The 20584-nt window shown below is 45.5% G+C and carries 19 protein-coding genes; 3 read left to right on the forward strand and 16 right to left on the reverse strand.

What is annotated here, in order from left to right; translation table 11 throughout:
* Position 1 precedes the first annotated feature (1 nt).
* Both F0364_RS10150 and F0364_RS10155 read right to left on the reverse strand, forming a co-directional pair.
* On the reverse strand, positions 2–778 hold the full coding sequence (locus F0364_RS10150; protein WP_235921046.1) for an MBL fold metallo-hydrolase: 777 nt from the start codon (positions 776–778) through the stop codon (positions 2–4).
* 71 nt (positions 779–849) lie between these two features.
* On the reverse strand, positions 850–1134 hold the full coding sequence (locus F0364_RS10155; protein ID WP_153797666.1) for a hypothetical protein: 285 nt from the start codon (positions 1132–1134) through the stop codon (positions 850–852).
* A gap of 615 nt (positions 1135–1749) precedes the next feature.
* Here F0364_RS10155 and F0364_RS10160 point away from each other — a divergent pair.
* Positions 1750–2697, forward strand: a complete 948-nt coding sequence (locus F0364_RS10160; protein ID WP_153797667.1) for an aldose 1-epimerase — start codon at positions 1750–1752, stop codon at positions 2695–2697.
* A gap of 382 nt (positions 2698–3079) precedes the next feature.
* Complete coding sequence (locus tag F0364_RS10165; protein ID WP_207632599.1) at positions 3080–4456, forward strand: Gfo/Idh/MocA family protein; 1377 nt, start codon at positions 3080–3082, stop codon at positions 4454–4456.
* A 97-nt stretch (positions 4457–4553) separates the two neighbouring features.
* On the opposite strand, the gene F0364_RS10170 is transcribed toward F0364_RS10165, so the two are convergent.
* From F0364_RS10170 to F0364_RS10220, 11 genes are all read right to left on the reverse strand, one after another.
* The gene (locus F0364_RS10170; protein WP_207632600.1) at positions 4554–5987 is read right to left on the reverse strand and encodes a TolC family protein; all 1434 of its coding nucleotides are present in this window, start codon (positions 5985–5987) and stop codon (positions 4554–4556) included.
* A 43-nt stretch (positions 5988–6030) separates the two neighbouring features.
* Positions 6031–6693, reverse strand: a complete 663-nt coding sequence (locus tag F0364_RS10175) for an ABC transporter ATP-binding protein (RefSeq protein WP_153797669.1) — start codon at positions 6691–6693, stop codon at positions 6031–6033.
* 337 nt (positions 6694–7030) lie between these two features.
* Positions 7031–7354 carry a DUF5615 family PIN-like protein gene (locus F0364_RS10180; RefSeq protein ID WP_153797670.1) on the reverse strand — a complete coding sequence of 108 codons (324 nt, stop codon included), beginning with the start codon at positions 7352–7354 and terminating at the stop codon, positions 7031–7033.
* A complete protein-coding gene (locus tag F0364_RS10185; RefSeq protein ID WP_207632601.1) occupies positions 7338–7580 on the reverse strand; it encodes a DUF433 domain-containing protein in 243 nt (80 codons plus the stop codon). The genes F0364_RS10180 and F0364_RS10185 overlap by 17 nt, the downstream gene beginning before the upstream one ends.
* A gap of 363 nt (positions 7581–7943) precedes the next feature.
* Entirely contained in the window at positions 7944–8360 is a 417-nt protein-coding gene (locus tag F0364_RS10190) for a putative quinol monooxygenase (RefSeq protein WP_153797671.1), read from the reverse strand.
* Between the two features lie 93 nt (positions 8361–8453).
* Positions 8454–8954, reverse strand: a complete 501-nt coding sequence (locus F0364_RS10195; RefSeq protein WP_153797672.1) for a DUF2004 domain-containing protein — start codon at positions 8952–8954, stop codon at positions 8454–8456.
* Positions 8955–8983: 29 nt separating this feature from the next.
* On the reverse strand, positions 8984–9514 hold the full coding sequence (locus tag F0364_RS10200; RefSeq protein WP_153797673.1) for a hypothetical protein: 531 nt from the start codon (positions 9512–9514) through the stop codon (positions 8984–8986).
* A gap of 453 nt (positions 9515–9967) precedes the next feature.
* The gene (locus tag F0364_RS10205) at positions 9968–10876 is read right to left on the reverse strand and encodes a DMT family transporter (protein ID WP_153797674.1); all 909 of its coding nucleotides are present in this window, start codon (positions 10874–10876) and stop codon (positions 9968–9970) included.
* Positions 10863–11540: a hypothetical protein gene (locus F0364_RS10210; protein ID WP_153797675.1), complete on the reverse strand. Its 678-nt coding sequence runs from the start codon at positions 11538–11540 to the stop codon at positions 10863–10865. The genes F0364_RS10205 and F0364_RS10210 overlap by 14 nt, the downstream gene beginning before the upstream one ends.
* A gap of 47 nt (positions 11541–11587) precedes the next feature.
* Positions 11588–13120: a bifunctional phosphoribosylaminoimidazolecarboxamide formyltransferase/IMP cyclohydrolase gene (gene purH / locus F0364_RS10215; protein WP_153797676.1), complete on the reverse strand. Its 1533-nt coding sequence runs from the start codon at positions 13118–13120 to the stop codon at positions 11588–11590.
* A 70-nt stretch (positions 13121–13190) separates the two neighbouring features.
* Complete coding sequence (locus F0364_RS10220) at positions 13191–15272, reverse strand: ComEC/Rec2 family competence protein (RefSeq protein ID WP_153797677.1); 2082 nt, start codon at positions 15270–15272, stop codon at positions 13191–13193.
* Between the two features lie 806 nt (positions 15273–16078).
* Between F0364_RS10220 and F0364_RS10225 the strand changes: the two genes are divergently transcribed.
* Positions 16079–18703 carry a T9SS type B sorting domain-containing protein gene (locus F0364_RS10225; RefSeq protein ID WP_153797678.1) on the forward strand — a complete coding sequence of 875 codons (2625 nt, stop codon included), beginning with the start codon at positions 16079–16081 and terminating at the stop codon, positions 18701–18703.
* A 104-nt stretch (positions 18704–18807) separates the two neighbouring features.
* On the opposite strand, the gene F0364_RS10230 is transcribed toward F0364_RS10225, so the two are convergent.
* Genes F0364_RS10230 through F0364_RS10240 form a run of 3 tightly spaced genes read right to left on the reverse strand, consistent with a single transcriptional unit; the run spans position 18808 to position 20525 of the window.
* On the reverse strand, positions 18808–19251 hold the full coding sequence (locus F0364_RS10230; protein ID WP_153797679.1) for a (4Fe-4S)-binding protein: 444 nt from the start codon (positions 19249–19251) through the stop codon (positions 18808–18810).
* 51 nt (positions 19252–19302) lie between these two features.
* Positions 19303–19926: a hypothetical protein gene (locus tag F0364_RS10235; RefSeq protein ID WP_153797680.1), complete on the reverse strand. Its 624-nt coding sequence runs from the start codon at positions 19924–19926 to the stop codon at positions 19303–19305.
* Positions 19927–19937: 11 nt separating this feature from the next.
* The gene (locus F0364_RS10240) at positions 19938–20525 is read right to left on the reverse strand and encodes a hypothetical protein (protein ID WP_153797681.1); all 588 of its coding nucleotides are present in this window, start codon (positions 20523–20525) and stop codon (positions 19938–19940) included.
* Between the last annotated feature and the right edge of the window lie 59 nt (positions 20526–20584).

Genomic DNA, 20584 nt, shown 5'->3' on the forward strand with positions numbered 1-20584 from the left:
TTTAAACAGTTAACTGCAAACCATCATGCGCCAGCCGTATATAAGGCGGTAATTCCTGGTTCACGTTATCGTGCCTGCCCAACTGGTGGCTTATATGCGTAAAATAAGCTTCGGGAATTTCTAACTCTTCCACCAGCGCCACCGCTTCGCTTAAAGTAAAATGAGAAATATGCGGCGCCCTGCGCAAGGCATTCAGCACAATTATTTTAGAATCTTTTATTTTTTCCTTATCCGCCGGGTCAATCCTGTTGGCATCTGTAATGTAGGTAAAATCTTTTATCCTGAAACCGTACACCGGCATTTTATGGTGCCATACCCTTATCGGGATTACAGTAATATCCCCAATATCAAATGGCGATTCGTCTATGGTAACCAGGTTCAATTCAGGAACGCCGGGATAACGTTTATCCGCAAATGCGTAAGCAAATTCTCTTTTTAAAGCTTCTTCTGTTAAAGAGTTCGCATACACATCCATTGCCCGTTGCTGGAAAAAGTTATAGGCCCTAACATCGTCAAGACCAGCGATATGGTCTTTATGCGGGTGGGTAAACAGCACCGCATCCAGCCGGGTATTGTTAATGCGCAACATTTGCTGGCGAAAATCCGGCGTGGTATCAATAACAAAACTGGTAGCCGCAGATTCCACCAAAATGCTGGAGCGTAACCTTTTATCTTTAGGGTTTACCGATGTGCATACCTCGCAGCTACATGCAATCATGGGTACGCCGCTGCTGGTGCCCGTGCCAAGAAAAGTTATGGATAAAGAAGATGCTTGCACTTTTCAAAAATAAAGCCTGCCATGCAAAAGAAAAAACGCCGCCTGCGGCAGCGCTCAAAAGAAGTAACCGGCTACGGGTTATCGGCTTGTGCCGTAAGAGCCCTTTTCATTACATCTTCATATAGTTTTTGAGAGCTATGGGTAAGTTTGTCAAATTCAATGTTTAATTGAGGGATTAGTTCAAGCAGGGTATTTACCCGCCCCTCGGTGTCCAGGAATTTGTTAAGCACCACAATCTTTTTGGCCTCCAGCAGGCACCACCCGCTCTGGAAAGTACCCCGCTCGTAGCGCACCACGTAAGATGATTCTCCAAGGATGTCTTCTAATTTGTCTAATGTTGCCTGTGTTGGTTTCATATCCTTCTTCACGTTTGTTTGCGCGGTAAAAATAACAAGCTTACTGCTTGGGACGGCAGGGTTTTATCCACAAGGTGCGTAATTCAAAGTATGGGCTACAAAGTACCAGGTACTTTTTCTCAAGTAAAGTTTATTTCGTACATCCCACATTAAACATAGTAGATAAGTAGGTACTTCGTACATCACCGTTCGTACTTGCTTTTGGGGGTGGTGCCCCCAAGCTGCGCAAGGGGCCGGGCAGAACTACGTTCGCAACCTTTGCCAAAAGCAACATTTAGTTGCTTTTAACTCGGTTGTGCTATTACTCCGCCACAAAGGCTATGCTGCGATGGCTTCAGCGGGGTAACCGCTGCAATCCCTCACCCGATAGTGCAAGCCTGCTGTATCTTGCCTGCAGGTTTTATTTTGGCGTTGCTGCAGAAGGCCAATGCAGGACATACATTTACAGACGTCATTACTTCACAGCTTTTATATCTCTTTGGCCTTATAACTTTCTGTCTTCATCACTTTTCTTTTATGATATTTGCCATTTGACGGGATAGAGCATTTTTGGCAAACGTTTGATAAACTAAACAACCCGATAATTTATTTACTTTATCAGTTAAAGAAAAACACATGGCATTTAAAGTAAGCATAGAGGAAACAGATAGCAGCAAAGTAATAACCCTGGCCAGTAAGGATGGTTTGTGTACAGCCGAAATCTATTCCTTCGGCGCCTTGCTTAACGCGTTTACCATTACAAACGGAAATAGTACAACCAATGTTATTGATGGGTTTGCCTCCCCGGCAGATGCCAAAGCCAATATTACCCATGGTTTTAAAAGCGCCAAACTAAGCCCCTTTGTTTGCAGGCTGGAAAAAGCGCAATACCAGTTTGAAGGGGAAGAATACAGCGTAAAAAAATTCAACCTGGGCAGCGAGGCCATACACGGGCTGCTGTTTGATGCTGAATACGCTGTAAAAGAGCAGGGTGCGGACAAGGATAAAGCCTTTGTTGTGCTAACCAGCAGCTACAGCAACAAAGAGCAGGGCTTCCCCTTCAGCTATACCGCCGAAGTAATGTTTACACTTGAAACCGGCAACCGCCTTACACTAACTACCCGTGTTATCAACGAGAGCGATAGTAACATGCCTTTGTCAGATGGGTGGCACCCCTATTTTAAGTTGGGTAAAAGCGTTAACGATTTGCAGGTACAGTTTAATACCAATACCATGGTAGAGTTTGATGAGCGGCTGCTGCCATCCGGCAATACGTTGCCAGACAACCGGTTTGAAAACATGGTGGACTTTAAAGATACTTTTCTCGACAACTGTTTTGTATTGAAAGATCACAGCGCTGCATCCTGCATATTGCAAGATGTGCAGCAAGGCTTGCGCTTAAGCATATACGCCTCCTCTTCTTACCCCTACCTGCAGGTGTACACACCACCGGAAAGAACCAGCATTGCTGTTGAAAACCTCAGCAGTGTGCCGGATGCCTTTAACAACGGCATTGGGTTGATTGTTTCCCAACCCGGCGATGTGCATGAGTTTACCACTACTTACCAGTTGGAGTTGATTTAGGTTTATTCGGGGCAACCGGCAGCACCTTAACGGCTGTATGTTTATTACGCTGCGTCACCACTGCGCCAGGGATTGCAGCGGATACCCCGGTGAAGCCATCGCAGCAGGGCCTTGTGCCGGAGTAGCAGCGGAAAGCCCGGCCCGCCCTGTATTTTGGCGGGGGCGCCCTGAAATCATTACATACGCCACCGTAATGGTAGTTGCCGTCCTATCGTGAAAAGTTTAACAGTTTTTGTAAACAAGCCTTTTCATTGCCTGCATTATGTTATAACTTAGTTGTAAAGAAAAAATCCTGCGGGATGCCTTCTTTGGCAAAGTCATTGCTTAAAGTGCTTGTAATCCTTTCTGCACCGCCCCTTTTTTGTTAACGAAACCAATTGATATGTCGTTACGTTACCTGATCTCCCGCAGGAATGCGCTGCGTTTTTTGAGCTTAGCAACCGGGTCTTTTTTGTTTGACTGGAAGGAGGTGGCCGCCATGTTTGGTATTAAACATGATGTGTATTACAACCCTCTGCACAAGCCGCTGGATAAGCCCGTAACAGCTATTGTACTGGGCGCCGGCAACCGGGGTAATGTTTATGGCGGCTACTCTGTACTGCACCCGGATGAGCTGGATATTATTGGCGTGGCGGAACCTAACGATACACGTAACGAACGGTTTTCTACGATACACAATATTGAAACGGCCAACCGCTTTAAAAGCTGGGAAGATGTTTTTAAAGTAAAAAAGTTTGCCGACGCCGTAATTATATCCACACCAGACGATTTGCATACAGAACCCTGCCTGCAGGCGCTGGATATGGGGTACGATATATTGCTGGAAAAACCTATTGCCCCTACTGAGGAGGAATGCAGGGCTATACTTACAAAGGCAAAGGAAAAGGGTAATATTATTGGCGTGTGCCATGTGTTGCGCTATGCACCTTACTTTAGGCAGCTAAAGGAGTTGATGCAGGCGAAGGCTGTGGGAGAAGTGGTGAGCGTACAGCACCTGGAACCGATTGAGCATGTGCATATGAGCCACTCTTATGTGCGTGGCAACTGGCACAACAGCAAACAAACAGCGCCTATTATACTGGCAAAATCCTGCCATGATACGGATATACTGCGCTGGCTGATTAACCAGCCTACCCAACACATACAATGTTTTGGCAGTTTAAAATGGTTTAACCCCGCCAACGCACCGGAAGGCAGCACAGAACGCTGTACAGGCGGTTGCGCGGTGGAGAAAGAATGCCCGTACTCCGCACTGCAGATTTATCACCGGGATAAGAAGAGGCTGTATGTGTTTGACCTGCCGGAAGATAAAGATGAATGGGATGATGCCATTATACATTCCCTGGAAACAACCAATTATGGCCGCTGTGTGTACAGGATGGGTAACGATCAACCAGACCATCTTACCGTAAATATTCAGTTTGCCAATGATATAACCGCGGCTTTTTCTATGGAAGCATTTACCTCTTACGAAGGCCGCAGGACGAGGATAATGGGCTCTATGGGAGACATTAGCGGCGACATGGAAACCTTTACCCATACCGATTTTAAGACGGGCAAAAAAACCATGTGGAGCATGAAAACCGATGCGCATGGCGGCGGCGACCACCGTTTAATGAAAGATTGGGTGCAGGCGGTGGGCCATAAGCAGCCGGATTCACTGTCATCCAGCATTGATGTATCTGTAGAAAGCCACCTGATGGCTTTTGCCGCCGAACGCAGCAGGCTGCATAAAACTATAGAAGATGTAAAGATTTAAAGGGCCAGAACCTGGCCAGGAATAAATAAGAGAGGTGATACCGGAAGCATTAACCGCGTATCACCTCTCTTACTTTATAGGATGGTATAAATTTATATTACCATAAAGGCCTGCCCTGGTAAAAATCCAGCACTTTGGTGCGCAGCACATAATCGTAACGGGCAACAATAAGGTTAACATTGGCCTGATCCATACGGTTTTTGGCCACCAGGTAATCTACGGAGTTGATAGCGCCGGCATTAAACCTTACCTCGGCAATACGGAAAGATTCTTTATAAGCTTCTACCTGTTCAGATAATGCCTGGTAGCGTTTGGTGGCGGCAGAAAGGTTTACATAAGCCTGCTCTACACTGCGCTGCAACTGGGTGCGGGTGGCAGTAGCATTAACGGTTGCCAGTTTTTCCTGGATTTTGGCAGTAGCTATTTGCGAACGTACCCTGAAGGCGTTAAGCAGTGGTATGCTTAGGCCCAAACCGAAAGAGGTGCTTTTGTTGTTCTTAAACTGGCTGCCGTAAGCTATTTGATGGCTTTGGTACTGCGCTTCGGGGTTAAACACAAATAGCTTGGTACCATTGTCGTTTACATAAGAATCGCTTTGCCTGTCTGTAACGCTTACCAGCTCCTGTGTAGTAGCCGCGCTGGAGTAATTGGTGAACAGGCCTCCACTTAGTACCAGCGATGGGTACTGCAGGCCTTTATTGGCTTTTACATTGTACTTAGCGCTTAGAGACCGCAGGTCAACAGCCTTGATAAGGGCAAGGTTCTTCTCGGCCGTTTGATAAATGGTAGTGGTATTGCTGTCGTAATCAAAGCTTATCTGGTCAAGTGTAAGGCGTTCTACATCAAGTTCTTTGGAATAGTTGATGTTAAGCAACTGGGCCAGGGTAAGCCTGGCGGTTTCCAGGGAGTTGTTGTTGTTTACCACACTAAGGCGGTCGTTGGCTAACTGTCCACGTAAGTCATAAAGGTCGCTTAAAGGGCTAACGGCACCTTCTTTGTTCAAAATTTCCAGCCTGTCAACCTGCTGGCCCGAAACCACCGCCTGCCTTTGCGAAAGGTCAACCAGGTCTTCATTGGTTAGTACCTGCAGGTAAGCCAGTATTACATTAAGGGTAACATTGTCTTTTTGCTGCTGCTCTTCCATGCCGGCGGCTTCATAAGCAAATTTGTTGGCTTTTATATTGTTCTGTATAGAAAAGCCGTTGAACAAGGTAACGTTACTGGTTAAGCTGTAGTTGGCATAATTAAGGTTGGCATCGCTGTAGGTGTTGGTATAAGGGTTAATGCTGCGGCCCTGTTGGGCGCCGTGGTTAACGCCTGCATTTAAATCAGGCAGCATATTACCCCTGGCCTGCAACAGGTTGGCCTTGGCGGTTTGCGCCTGCAGGCCGCGGGTTTGCACATCCAGGTTGTTTTTAATAGCCAGCTCAATGCATTCTTTCAGCGTCATTTTTTTAGGCTGGGCAAAAGCGCTGCCTATTGCCAGTACGCACAACGTAATTAATCCTGTTTTTCTAACTGCATTCATCATAGTAATTTTTAATAAACAGCACAGTTCTACGGCTGCCAGCCGGCTACGCAATCCTTCCATCCAGAAGGTTAATAACCCGCTTGCCGTATTCCGCATTTTTTTCTGAGTGCGTAACCTGTATTATGGTAACATTGTCTTCTTCGTTCAGCTTTTTAAAAAGCTCCATTATTTCTTCGCCCTGTTTAGAGTTAAGGTTGCCGGTAGGCTCATCTGCCAGCAGTAAACGGGGCTTGGCCACCAATGCACGGGCAATGCCTACCAATTGTTGCTGCCCGCCGGAAAGCTGTGTGGGAAAAAGGTCTTTCTTGCCCACTATGTTAAACCTGTCCAGCGTATCGGCCACAATGGCTTTACGTTCAGATGATTTGATGTTTTTATAGATTAAAGGCGTTTCAATGTTTTCATAAACGGTCAGTTCATCTATCAGGTGGTAGGCCTGAAAAACAAAACCGATGTATTGTTTATACAGTTGCGAACGCTGTTTTTCTTTAAGGTTATGCACCGCCTCACCCATAAAATAGTGGTAGCCTTCAGAAGGATCGTCCAGCATGCCGATGATGTTCAACAGTGTTGACTTGCCAGAGCCGGACGGCCCCATGATGGAAATGAATTCGCCTTCATCAACAGAAAGGTTTACGCTGTTGAGGATAAAAGTCTTTACACCGCCAATGTTCACCGTTTTGGAAATATTCCGTAGTTCAATCATACTGTACATAATTGTAGCATTTTGTTTGATAAATACATGCCAAGATATTTAATTACTGAAAAACAACGAGTTGTGTTTTATATGCCCGCAAAGCTGTACGCTTTTAATACAGTTTTTGTACAGTTTTGATACAATGATTTTTTGGTGGCAGGGGTCCGGTCCTTTGTGGGAGGCATCGTTGCGTCGCACTACGTTCATCGTCTGTATCATTGGGCGGCTTTTCAGCCCGGGTAGAACAGGAGGAAGGGGCGGCAGGTACCGGGGATATGAAGGATTTTTTAATACAGGTAGCCTTTGGGTAACCGTGAACAGAATAGACCAGTAATGAGGTTGACAGTTACGAAATCTCCACTACATTTTGAAGATTGCCTTGCGTAAGTTTTTCAAATAATTTAGGAACAAGTGCACTTAAAGTTTCACGACGGTTATCCGCTGCTATAAACACTACAATTGTAAGAGGCAATTTTTCCATGTTTTGCTGATAAGGCAAGTTACGGTCAACAGTTACAAAAAGGTCGAAACCATCTCTAATCATTAGCTTCAGCAAGGCCCCGTTCTTTTGCCCCAGCCATCCTTTATCACGCACAGACCAAACTTCATGCAGGGTACCAAAATCATCTTTTAGTTTTCTTGGCAGGCTTTCGTCAAGCAAAATTTTCATGCAGCACTTTTTCAGTCGTAAGGGTATGTTTAGCCATTTCTAAAACAGCCACAGCCGCTTGTTTTGATACAGAAGGAAAATCATCTAAAAATTCATTCAAGTCATCGCCACCTTCTATATAATCAAAAAGCGTTTGAACAGGTACCCTTGTTCCGGCAAAAACAGGAGTTCCACTCATCACTTCGGCGTCAATGCTTACTTGTTGATACAACATACTTACTGGCATTTGTACCCTAAGTTAGTAAATCTCAATTTAACGTGTGACTATCTGCTTTCCTTTTCCTGCTAACCTATCGCCCCAGATGGGGCTTTGTAGTATAAAACGGAAGAATTGGTAAACATTGTTCAATGCTGTACCCGTTGGCTGACCGCACAGGTTGGGGAATGCCGCTGATAGTTAACAGATCTCTTGCCGGGTAACGTGTCTGGCACCTATCGGTGGCAGACACTGCAGCGCTGCTCTGCAAAGTCTCCGGACTTTGAGGTTGTATGCATCAGGTCTCTAACTTGAGCATGAGGACTCATGCCCCGCAAAATATCTTAGCTGGTTTTTGTAAATCTAAAGTGCGGCGTAAAGGGCAGGGCTTAATTACATGCCGGGCTTTTTAGCTGAACCAACCAGGTTAACATCAATAAGCTCAAGGGATTTAACCATATCCTTTACCGCGTCTTTGTATTTCTTAAAATGCGGCGTGGTAATGTGAAGGTTATATGCGGCTGTATCAGCATATATTTCAAGGATAGTGATGCTGGAAGCATCGCTTTTGTTTGCAACGGCATAATAAGTCAGCACACCCGGTTCAACACGTACAGCAGTTGCCATTTGCTCCTTTAAAGCAGCGTTATATTTTTCCAGTTGTAAGGGGTCAATTTTAATCTTTGCCAATCTAACCATTTGGCTCTTTTCCTGTGCTATAGCTTCTTGGCCCGCAAAAAGTGTTAGAATGAAGAGAATGGTCAATGCAATGAAAGATTTATACACGTTTGTAAAGGATTTTTTCTGCATTTTCATATAAAGTTTACTTCTTTGTTTGCGGGGCATTCTGCCAGTACCGTCTATCTTCTATTGCGAACGCTTTTGGGTTAGGTTTTCGGGGGTTCAGCTCTCCATAGTCATGTAATCTAATTTTCCTTTTTCATCTGTAAAAAGTACAACCAGGTAGTTCGTCAAATCTCTGCCGATTGAATAATCAAAAATTGCAAACTGGTCTTCACTGTCAGGGTACAGACCAATCCTGACGAGCCGCAATGCTTTCATTAATTGTTCTTCCAAACTAATGGCTTTGTTATCAAAGTCTATAAGATCAGTCAATTCAGCTTTGTCGATTTCTTCTAAATGATGTTGCACATATAATTTAACTGTGTCGCAATCATCGTCTCCATAATCCTCTTCAATGTATTTTTTATTATTTCTGTCAAACCCGGGGATTTTTTCTAAGAAGGTTCTCACAGTATCCAACCGTTTTACCTCAATAGTCTTGTTTTCAAAGTTCAGGTCAAGTTCAATTTCCTGTCCATTAAAATCAATAGTGATATCGTAATATTCTTCAAGATTTGTAAAATCAACTGGTCCGAAATGAGGTAATGAGTAGGTTGCCATTTTCTATTTTGATTAAATGTTTAGTAACATCATGCTGGTTGTATTCTTGCTTTCAGCTTTAGCCAGAAAAGCTTCAGCCTGTTGTGTCCTTCGTAATGTTCCCAATTTATGTCAAATTTCTTTTTTCCAGGCAAACCGGAAGGCATGGCAACTTTGCAATGGAGCATTGGCGGGTTGTTTAAAACTTTTTCCCTGTAAGCTTTGTCAAGCGATGACTTTGGATAGTAGCGAAAATCAACTATAGTCATTCCTTTTGTCGCTTTGTAAATATGCAGGTTGATGTCGTAAAAATCAGGATAAAGCTTAAGTAGCGTTGGCATAAGCTCTTTAAGAGACATAGGGATTTTTTTATCGTTTTCTATCTTGCTCCTCTTTCGTTGTTCATGAAAATTTTCACTGCTGTCTTTAATCTCTGTCAAAATGAATTTATGGTTTTCTGAGATATTGTTCCATGTCAGATTTTTTGCTATCTCAAACAGCACTGGTATTGCTTTATTAATATCATCCTGTAAAGTAGCTAATGAAAGATGGCTTTGTGTACGGTTATGATTGTTTGACAATGTAATGGGTTCAAAATTTTTTAATAATAGTGGCTATAAAACTCCTTTACTGTTAAAGTATATGTTTACGTCTTTTTTCATCAAGTTAATGAATCTCTGCATAATTTAATCTTATGCGTATCTCCTTGCCACACATATATACAGCAAATAGGAGAAAAATGTGCGATTGCTTTGTTCAACCCTGATTGGGTTGGAGCTCTATCCTACAATGCTAACCCCGGATTTCATCCAGTGCTATTCACATTTAGCCCTTTGGTCATAAGATAATTTTATAATGCACATTCTAAAAATAAAAAAAATCTCTTGCTGAGGTAAAAGCCTTGCGGAGGAATTACGTTGTTACACTTTGCGCCAGGGATTGAAGCGGTTACCCCGGTGAAGCCAACGCAGCGGGGCTTTTGTGCCGGAGTAATAGCGAAAAGCCCGGTGCCTTCGGCAGGCGCCCCAATATTTTTATGCGGCTTTCTTTTTTAAACTGTAGTTTACCAGGTACACACCGGTAAGGGTAATAAAAGCGCCAATAACCAGGTTAAAGGTTAGCGGCTCGCTTAACAACCATGCGCCGGCCAGCATGGCTACCAATGGGTTAATGTAAGCATAGATGGACGCCAGGGCCGGCGGCAGGTTGCGTACCGTATAAACAAAGGCGACAAATGCCACCAGCGAGCCCATACAGATAAGGTATAGTAATGCCAGCCAGGTTTCTTTGGGAACCAAATGAAACGGCACAGGCTCGATGCCTATAACGCGGCTGAAACCATAAGTAAAAAAAGAGCCGAAAAACATTTGCCAGCCAAGCGCATAGTAAGGGTCCACATCGTACTTATTGCGGGCTACGAATATGGTGCCGATGCTCCATGAAAGCATGGCGATTAGTCCGATGGCTATGCCAAAACCATAACCCGGCGGCTGCTGGTGAAAGGCATTTTCATAAAACACAAACAATACCCCGGCAATACCTATAATTAAACCAATAAAGGTTAACGGTGTGTTGCTGTTTTTTTTGAGGAAGAGCATCTCTATAATTACCACGCATAGGGGGTATAATGCGCCGATAAGGGCACCCAGGCCGCTGGAAACAAACTTTACGCTCCAGGTGCTTAAGCCGTTGGCAAACACAAACATGAACAGGGATAACATAACAAGCCACCTGAACTGTGGAAGCGTAGGCAGCTTTTGTTTACGCAGCAAAAAATACAGCAGGAACAATGTACCTGCGATAAATTGACGCATAAAAGATAACTGAAGCCCGGGTACCTGCTGCACGGCAAACTTATTGGCCACCCAGGTAGTGCCCCATATAACGCTGGTAGCTGTTAAGGCAAGATAACCTTTTGCAATATTTTTATCAGAAGGAAGCAATTAGCGTTTTGTTCTTTGGCACTTGAAAATATGTATCATCCATTGGTGTAGGGATTATTTTGGTGGCAGTCATTGAAAGCCTGTACTTACCGCCAAAAAATGTTGTAATGTATCCCAGGGTCAGGTAAGGGTATCTGCTAAATAATTCTTCAACAGAACCATATTTTACACCTTCATAAATGCCTGGCGATAATTTTTGAGTGCTGTCAAAATAATAAACTGCTGTATTGTATTCCGGTTCGCTGTCATAAGAAGCATAATATTCCGAATACATTTCAACTCCCTTGCATGTTTTACCGAGTATAACTTTCCCGGCAGTATTCTTTATGCTTACGGCTTTAAAGGATACTGATTTGGATAAATCATTTACATAAACAGTATCAGAATCAGCCCGCCACATATACCTCTTAAGTGAATCGGTTTTTTGTAGCTCCCGGCTAACAATAATTCCCTTATCATTATAATAAATCCTGCATACATCCTTGCCTTTGATAAAGGCTTTGGCCGCAGTGCCAAAAATTTCTTTTAGCATTGCAGTATCTCCATTCTCTCCGGCAACTTCCATTTTAAACTCAACCACCCCCTCAAAGTAAGGATGGGCTTTTTTTTCTGTTTTTTGATTGCAGGATAACAGCAGCAATACAAGTGCCACGTACGATTTCATAAAGGGTCGATGGTTTAATATCATGCTATTTGTTCCAGGCTTACTATTTAATGCCTGAAATGCCTTTGACCGGTAATTACCATGGCCAAATTATTTTCAACACAATAAGCAATGCTGTCTTTATCGCGTATGGAGCCGCCGGGCTGTATAAATGCTTCTATACCTTCCGCATGCGCCATTTTTACGCAGTCATCAAACGGAAAAAACGCATCGCTGGCCAGCACGGCGCCATGCAGGTCAACATTAAATTGTTTGGCTTTTTCAATGGATTGGCGCAGGGAGTCAATGCGGCTGGTTTGTCCGCAGCCTTTGCCCACCAACTGTAAATCTTTAACCAATGCAATGGCATTGCTTTTTAAATGCTTGCAAACAATATTGGCGAATGCCAGGTTTTCTTTTTCTGAAGCAGATGTTTCCCTGCCGCCGGTTTCTTTCCATTCAGTATAATTGCCTTTATCGTTTTCCTGTACCAGTACACCGTTTAACAGGGATTTGTATTGTTCTGCCGGCGCCGGCGATTGCTTCAACTGCAGCAGTATCCTGTTCTTTTTCGACTTTAATACAGCCAACGCATCTTCATCAAATGAGGGGGCTATCAGCACTTCAAAGAAAATTTCGTTAATGGCTTCAGCGGTTGCTTTGTCAATAGCGCCATTGCTGATGAGTACACCGCCAAAAGCGCTTTCAGGGTCGCCGGCAAGGCCTGCATCCCAGCACTCCTTAACCGTAGGTCTTGCAGCTATGCCGCAAACGTTGGTGTGTTTTATCACCGCGAAAGTGTAGTTACCTCCGGCAGCGGCAGGCGCTTCAAAATCATTGATAAGTTGCACAGCCGCATCTACATCCACCAGGTTATTATAAGAAAGTTCTTTGCCATTTAGCTGCGTAAAAAGTTTATCAAGGTCGCCATAGAATACGCCTGACTGGTGGGGGTTTTCGCCATAACGCAGCGCTTTGGGGTTGGTAACCGACTCAAGAAAATACAGCGCATTGGCCGGGTTAAAGTATTGTGCAATTACTACATCGTAATGCGCTACGGTTTCAAAAGCCTTTGCCGCATAAGCTTTGCGCTGTTCAATGGTGGTTTCGCCGTTTTGGGCTTTCAGCAGCTCTGTCAGCGAAGCATATTCGCTTTTGGCGGCTATAACAACAAGGTCTTTAAAATTTTTGGCAGCAGCCCTTATCATGGAGGGGCCGCCTATATCTATTTTTTCAATGATGGCTTTTTCTTCGCTGGTGGTAGCCAGGGTTTCTTCAAAAGGGTACAGGTCAACAATCACCAGGTCAATTTCCGGTATGTTGTACTGTTTCATTTCCTGTACATCCTGCTCCACATCCCGCCTGCCCAGTATGCCTCCGAAAACAGAGGGGTGCAGTGTTTTTACACGGCCTCCTAATATAGAAGGGTAGCTGGTAAGGCTTTCCACCGCCACGCAGGGTATGCCCAGGTCTTCTATAAACTTTTGGGTGCCGCCGGTGGTATAAATGGTAATATCCAGGCGTTGTAGTTCCCGTACTATTGGTTCAAGGCCGTCTTTGTAAAAAACTGAAATAAGAGCGCTTTGTATCTTTTTTTGCATGATGGAGGATTTGAAATTACGGCGCCGAAACCGGTTGATTAACCCCTGGAAACGCGGCGTGGCAAGTGTTTTACCGAAGGTTCATAACAAAAGCCCCCTGCTGCGGCACCGAATGGAAGCGCAAATGTAGGTTCTGGCAATCTTTTTTCCATTTTTCTATTTTCCACAGCGGGTTGCTGCTGTCAAAAACCAGTTGCTCAAATTCTACTGCCGCTGCCAGGTGGCTGATGTACAACCTGGGGTTGCCAGCCAGCACTACCACATCCACTTTTATCTTGTCGCCGGCGCTATCAGCGGCCAAAGGGGCGTTAATAAGCAAAACAGACTTACTGCCTGCTTTAATAATAGCCGGTTGCGGTGGCCAGGTTTTTTCAACTGTTATCCTGTGTAAAATCCTGGAAGGTTTTAAATGAAAGTTTTGCAGAAAACCATCTTTTAACAGCACGCTGTCTCCCAAAAAACTGCCGTTCCGGCCCTGGATAATATCAACGGCCGTATAGCGCGGCACATTGTATACTACCAGTTTTTCCTGCCGCTGTTTCATAAAAAAATCGTAAGCCCGCAAGCCCAAAAAAGCAGCAAGCAGCAACAGGGCCAGCGATAAAGCCTTTTTTGCTTTCAGCATCAGCCATACCGCAAAGGCCGCAATAACGGTAAACAGTAACAACACCTGCACCATTGAAACCTGCAGCTTGTCCCAAACGGCGAAGGGCAGCCTGTCGGTATGCTTTACAATGGTATTCATCAGCCATACACCGGCGCCGGTAACCATGCCGGTAAACTTAGCCGCCACCGGCAGTATCGCCGCCAGCAACAAAACAAGCTCGGCGTAGAGTACCAGGCCCGATAAAGGCACCATCAACAGGTTGGTAATAAAAAACAGTAGCGGAAACTGGTGAAAATGGTATAACACCACCGGCAGTGTTAGTATCTGTGCCCCGAACGTCATGGCGTTAAGCTGCCATAGCTTATCCAAAGCTTTATTTTTTACATACAGCAAATTGTACAGCGGCCGGCTGAACAGTACAATACTCAGCACGGCTGTATACGAAAGTTGAAAACCAACATCCCACAGCATAAAGGGGTTGAGTACCAGCAGGCAAAAAGCCGATGCCGCCAGCGTGTTGTACATATTGGTATGCCTGCCCAGGTTCCTGGCAAGTACAATAAAACTGAACATGACCGCAGAACGCAGTATAGATGGTGCGGCGCCTGCCAGCAACGTAAACATCCACAACACCAGCAAAATAATAATCGGCCGCAACAGCCGCTGCCAGCGCTTCCTGCTAAAACGGGCCAGCAGCATTTTAAGCAGGCCGTATATCATGCCCAGGTGCAGGCCGCTGATGGCGATGATATGCACAACGCCGGTATTGCTGTAAGCCTGTACCAGTTCCCGGTCAAGGTCATCACGATAGCCAATCAGCAACGCTTCAGCTACCGCTTGTTCCTTTTTGCCCGGAATGTATTGCCGTAATATGCCAATAACATTAGACCTTAGCGTAAACAAAAACCGCTTAAACCAATTGCCATAATAACCCTTAACCGGCAGGTAATCCTTACCGGTAAGGTATGCCTGGTAACCAATACCCTGGAATAAGCAATACCGTGCATAGTCAAAGCCGCCGGGGTTGCCGGAATTGGTTACCGGCTGCAATGGTTTTTGAATAATAAAAGCAGAACCATAACCCAGCGCCGCGGCATTGCTGTCTTTCTTAAAGTAGAGCAGCACACTGCCGGTTACGGGTAGCCAGTGATTGTTCTTCCAAACTGCGTTTACCCTTGCAACCGCTTTGTATGAATTTGGTTTTGTTACCAATGGCTCCTGTATCGTTACCAGCAGTGGTTGGCCGGTGGTATAATGTTTGCCAAGCCAATCGCTCTTGTTGCGTGCATTGGCAAAATAAGCAAGGCTGGCGCCCGTTGCTGTTATCACCAGCAGTATGCACACACCGTGCAGCCAGCGGAGGCTGTAGCTGCCGCGGTTGAGAATGGCATTCAACAGCGCCGGCACAATACTGCACACGAGAAATATAAGGCAGGTAGCCAACTGCAGGCTGGCGTACCATTGCAGCAAAATGCCTGCGGAAAGCGCAACGGTAAGCCTTACAAAGGGCATGGATTTTAATGCGGGTAACAGGGAGCGGATCATGAAAGGAAATTAGTATAAATCTGCGCTCTGCGGCAATTCTTGCCGGGTATTTTTTATGGGCCCGGCAGAAGGAACAAGCATGAGGCTGCCGTTGCGTCGCACTCTTGTACTGTTGGATTCGCTATGCGGCTTTTCCCGCAGGATAGAGTTGCCGGTTCAATGTTCTTTTGTTCAAGGTTCAATGTTAGCGGCTGTAGTGGCTTGCGGAACCTGCCTTTCCACATCCTCAAAATTTCAAGACAGCTTGCAGCAATTTAATTGAGTATAAGATTGGGTAAGATAATCTTATTGAACAATAAGCGTTCCGCAGAACACTTTGTGTGTAGAACATTGCAGGATACCCCCATGCCTTCCAGGGGAACGCTTTGTGCTTTTCTGCGGGTGATGGGCACAAAATGTTCCCCTGGAACATAACAGCACGGAGATGGCTATTCTACCCACAACATGTTCCTCCGGAACATAGTAAAATTTTGCGCTAATCCTACATTATATATCCCCTCTGCATTTCATCAGCACAAAATTTCATTTGCCATTTACCCGTCAACAGACTGGTAACCTGCAACCAGCAACCAGCAACCGGCAACCGTCTCCCGGGGGCGCCCCAAAAAAACACCTTAAGTTAAGCCCTGTTGAACTTTTCAAAAATCCCTGCCGGGTTATATTAAACTTTCAACAATACAATTGAAACAACCGCCGATTTTAAGCAACCAGGGGCTGCAAAAAAGCGTATATTCAAACTGTCACAGCTTATGGAGAAAAATGCCTTGAGCTAATTGCTGCCGCTCACTCCTTTACGTTGCGCCTGCATGAAGAAACTGTTTGTTTTGATGTGTATGATAACCAGCACCATCGCTGCCAGGGCGGACCATATTTCCGGCGGGGAAATCTATTATATCTGCACCGGTAAGCTGGGCAATAATTACCAGTATGAAGTTTACCTTAGGCTATTTATGCTCTGTACCTCGCCGCGACAGTTTGATAACCCTGCTACGCTGTCTGTGTTTAATAAGGCAACTTATGCCAGGGTGATAGATGTTTCAGCGAATCTTAACCGTACAGAAACCATTAGCCTTACCAATACCGATTTGTGCATAAGCAACCCGCCCCGTATTTGCTATAAAGTGGGGTATTACCAGTTTAATCTTTCTTTGCCCGTATCTGCGGATGGGTACATACTTTCTTACCAGGTTAACTTCCGGGTGGATGGCATGAACAACCTGGCGCCGGGGTACAACAGGATAGGCGCTACATTTACCGCTGAAATACCGGGCATCGGCAGGCTGGCATCCGCCGCGCAAAACAACAGTGCCAAGTTTGGCGATAACGACCTGGCCATTGTTTGCGCCAACAACTCTTTTACCTACAGCTTTGCGGCCAAAGACCCTGATGGTGATGAACTGCATTATGCCCTTTGCGATGCCTATGCCAGCTCTATTGATGGCGGTTTTGGGGGTTTTGGCGATAACAATGAACCGCCAGGCCCGCCACCTTACCGGCCTTTGCCCTACGGCGGTGGTTACAGTGGCGGCTCCCCCCTTGGCAATAAAGTAAAGATTGACCCTAAAACCGGCATGATAACCGGTGTGGCGCCGGGGGCGGGGGTGTATGTAATTGATGTATGTGTCAGTGAATACCGCAACGGTATTTTTATTGCCATGCAGCGCCGCGACCTGCAGATTACCATTGCGCCGTGTACCATTGCCGCAGCCGAACTGCCGGATGCCTTTATGTTATGTAAAGAGAGCAAAACGGTGGCGCTTGCCAACAGTTCCATCAGCCCGCTGGTAAACTCCTACACCTGGCAAATTACCAACAGCAACGGCGCTTCGCTGTTTAACTCAACAGACCCTTTGCCTACTTATACTTTTGCTGATACGGGTACTTATAAAGTAACGCTTATTATTAACAGTGACGAAGAATGTGTGGACACTGCCAGCTCTTTAATAAAGGTTTATCCGGGCTTTAAACCTGCTTTTGATTATACCGGTATTTGTTTTACCAAACCTACGCAGTTTAAAGATGCCACCACTACCGTGTATGGACAGGTTAACGGCTGGCAATGGAACCTTAATAATAGCCCGGTAAGCAGCTTTATAGCAGAGCAAAACCCGGTAATTACCTACAGCAGTATGGGGGCAAAACAGGTTTGGCTGATAGCATCCAACACGGTGGGCTGCATAGATACCGTTATACAAACAGTGGATATAGTTGACAAGCCGCCCCTGAACCTGGCATTTACAGATACGCTGATATGCCTGAACGATACACTGCAGCTAAAAGCAGGCGGCAACGGCATGTATGTTTGGTCGCCGGTGGTAAACATGCTTAATGCCAATACAGCAACGCCAACAGTGCAGCCCACGCAAACCACTACATACTATGTTGACCTTGATGATAACGGCTGCCTTAACCGCGATTCCGTTAAAGTAAATGTGGTTGACCATGTAACGCTGCAACTTATGAACGATACGGTTATTTGCGCCAACGACCCCATTGTGCTGCGCACCATTTCTGATGGGTTGTTGTATAACTGGGCACCCACGGTGCAGCTAAACAATGCAGCACTGCAAAGCCCTGTAGCCACAACGCCAGACACCACCCGGTACCATGTAACGGCCATTATTGGCAGTTGTTCCGACAGTGCTGATGTAACAGTGTACACTGTTCCTTACCCGGTTGCTTACGCCGGCGCCGATACCTTGATTTGTTACGGCACCCCGGCACAACTGCATGGCAGTACCGATGGCAGCAGCGTTACGTGGACACCATCCAACACGCTGGAAAACCCTGCCACTTTAAACCCGCTGGCACACCCCACAAAAACAGGCGACAACACTTACCTGCTTGCGGCATATGATACAAAAGGTTGCCCCAAACCGGGCACCGATGAGGTAGTGGTTACCATGCTGCCGGATATTAATGCCTTCGCGGGCCGGGACACAACAATAATACTGGGCCAGCCATTGCAACTGGAAGCAACCGGCGGCACGGGTTATCAATGGTCGCCGGCGATGGGGCTTTCATCAACCAGCATATCCAATCCTGTCGCCACCCACTACGAAAGCATTGATTTTATACGCTACAAGGTTATCGTTAACAACCAGGCCGGCTGTTTGGATTCTGCGTTTATCGGTGTAAGAATTTTTAAAACGCGGCCCTCTGTTTTTGTACCCACCGGTTTTACGCCCAATGGCGATGGCCGTAATGATGTACTAAGGCCCATTGCGGCAGGCATGCAGCGTATGGAGCAGTTCGCGGTATTTAACCGCTGGGGGCAAATGGTATTTACCACCAGCATTAACGGGCTTGGCTGGGATGGTACGGTTAACGGAAAATCTCAACCGCCCGGCGTATTTGTGTGGATGGTAAAAGCAACAGATTATACCGGCCGGCCCTACCTGGCAAGGGGTACGGTTACTTTAATAAGGTAGGCAAAATATTTTTGGCACTTAGCTGCATTGCTACTATGAGGCATCGTTGTGTCACTCACTTGTACGTTCTGTAATTCTATTCGCCAATGCGCCGGCATGCTATACTAACCCATAAACCCAATCCTGTTATGAGAGCCGTCGCAAAAAGGCTTGCGGGAAGAAGCGCCGCAGCGGCACAAAGCGGTGATGCCCTGTTTCTGCTCAACCGTTCCGTCATTATACTGAATGGCGCAGGCGCCTTTCACCAGCAGGGGGCCGTTTTTGGCAAGTTCAATTTGCAGTACAATATCCGTTCCTGCGTCAACATCCTTAACAGGACTGGCTGCTTCTTCGTTGTTCATTACAAAACTCAGCGCACCGCTGGGGCATTTTTTTACCTGCTCAATTATTGTTGACGTACCTGCCCCAGCCATGTTAATCCACGGCTTTTTACCTGGGTCAAATACTTCTCCCAGCCCCTTCCAGCACTTGGTGGAGTGTATGCAAACATTGGGTTTCCATATCACCGTTACTTCTTCGTTGTTGTATTTGAATGTTTCCCGCGGCATAGATAATTTCTTTCTTGAAATTTACAACAAATGTGAATGGGCAGCGCATCATTATTTGTGCGTATCTGCCGGTTTGCTTTTGTACAACCGCAAGCTGATAACGCAAAACCATAGCAGGAACAACAGGAAAGTTATCTTTTGTACCACCGGTAAAGCTTTGATATATGCTTCGTGGTAATAGAGGTAATTATTAAGGCCAACAAGCAACAGGTTAACAATGCCCCACCAGAACAGGTTAACCCAACGCAATTTGTAGAGTGTAATTAGGGTACCAGTAAGCGCTACCACACCCAGCCCTCCGGCAATATTGGTAACCGTGTTATGCCAGGAGGTTGACAAGAACAACGTGCTGGCAATGGAAAGCGTACCCGTTGTTGAAATAACCCAGGTGATGGCCCTGCCGGCTTTCGCCTTAACCGGGAATAGTATCCAGAAAGAGGAAAGTGTTATAGCCAACACTGCCATGCCGGCCATTGCTACCGGCCTGGCCGGGTTTACCCGGCCGTTGATAGCAACTTCGTTAAGCAGGTTACACCAGTAATTGTGTGCCCAGCTAAAACCTTCAGCATACCTGTACGCCTGCGAGCCGCCGGGGTATAGCCATGCGGCAACGATGTAGAGTAACAGGAAGAAAGCTGTTCCTATAACCGGTAAAAGCAGCCACTTGTTTTTCAAATTATACCGGTTTATGGCTTGTAAACTTGTTTGACATATAAAATTTCTTCAAAAACAGTTTTGATAGTTTTCTTATCATGATTAGCCAGGAACATCATTAGTATAATGAGTGCTATGCTGGTTAATAGTAAGGCCACATTGTTGATGCCGGGGTTATGATAAGTTATAAATGCAAAATAAGCCAATGCTACACATGCCAGGCAAAAACACGTTAAGTAAAAAGATTTGGCCCGCACCGCTATGCTGATGATGGTTTGTCCTGTGGCTCCGTCAATGGTAATTTTTCCTTTTAGACAGGTTGAGTAATAAATAATATCCCCTGAGCGTGCAGCATCTCTGAAAATTTCCATGTAAAAAGAATCATCATCCACCATCTCCCCCCTGGTATCACTAAAACCCAGTTTGCCCGGCCTTTTAGAGAATTCCCTTTCCAGCCTATTGACGATGGCAGTTTTAGAAGACCTTAGCGTGTATTCATGAAACTCGTATCCGAAAGTTTTTTTAAGTAAGGGGTACATCCATAAGGTTTTGAATATGCGAATGTAGTTAAACGGATAAGAAACAATGTAAACCGTAGAACAGGGAATTGGGAGTACCATGATTGAGAGAGATTTTCTAAGTAAGTTAGTCCCTGTATGCTCCAATTTTGGTATTCACA

This window comes from Foetidibacter luteolus, from assembly GCF_009650435.1.
Classification (GTDB): domain Bacteria; phylum Bacteroidota; class Bacteroidia; order Chitinophagales; family Chitinophagaceae; genus Foetidibacter; species Foetidibacter luteolus.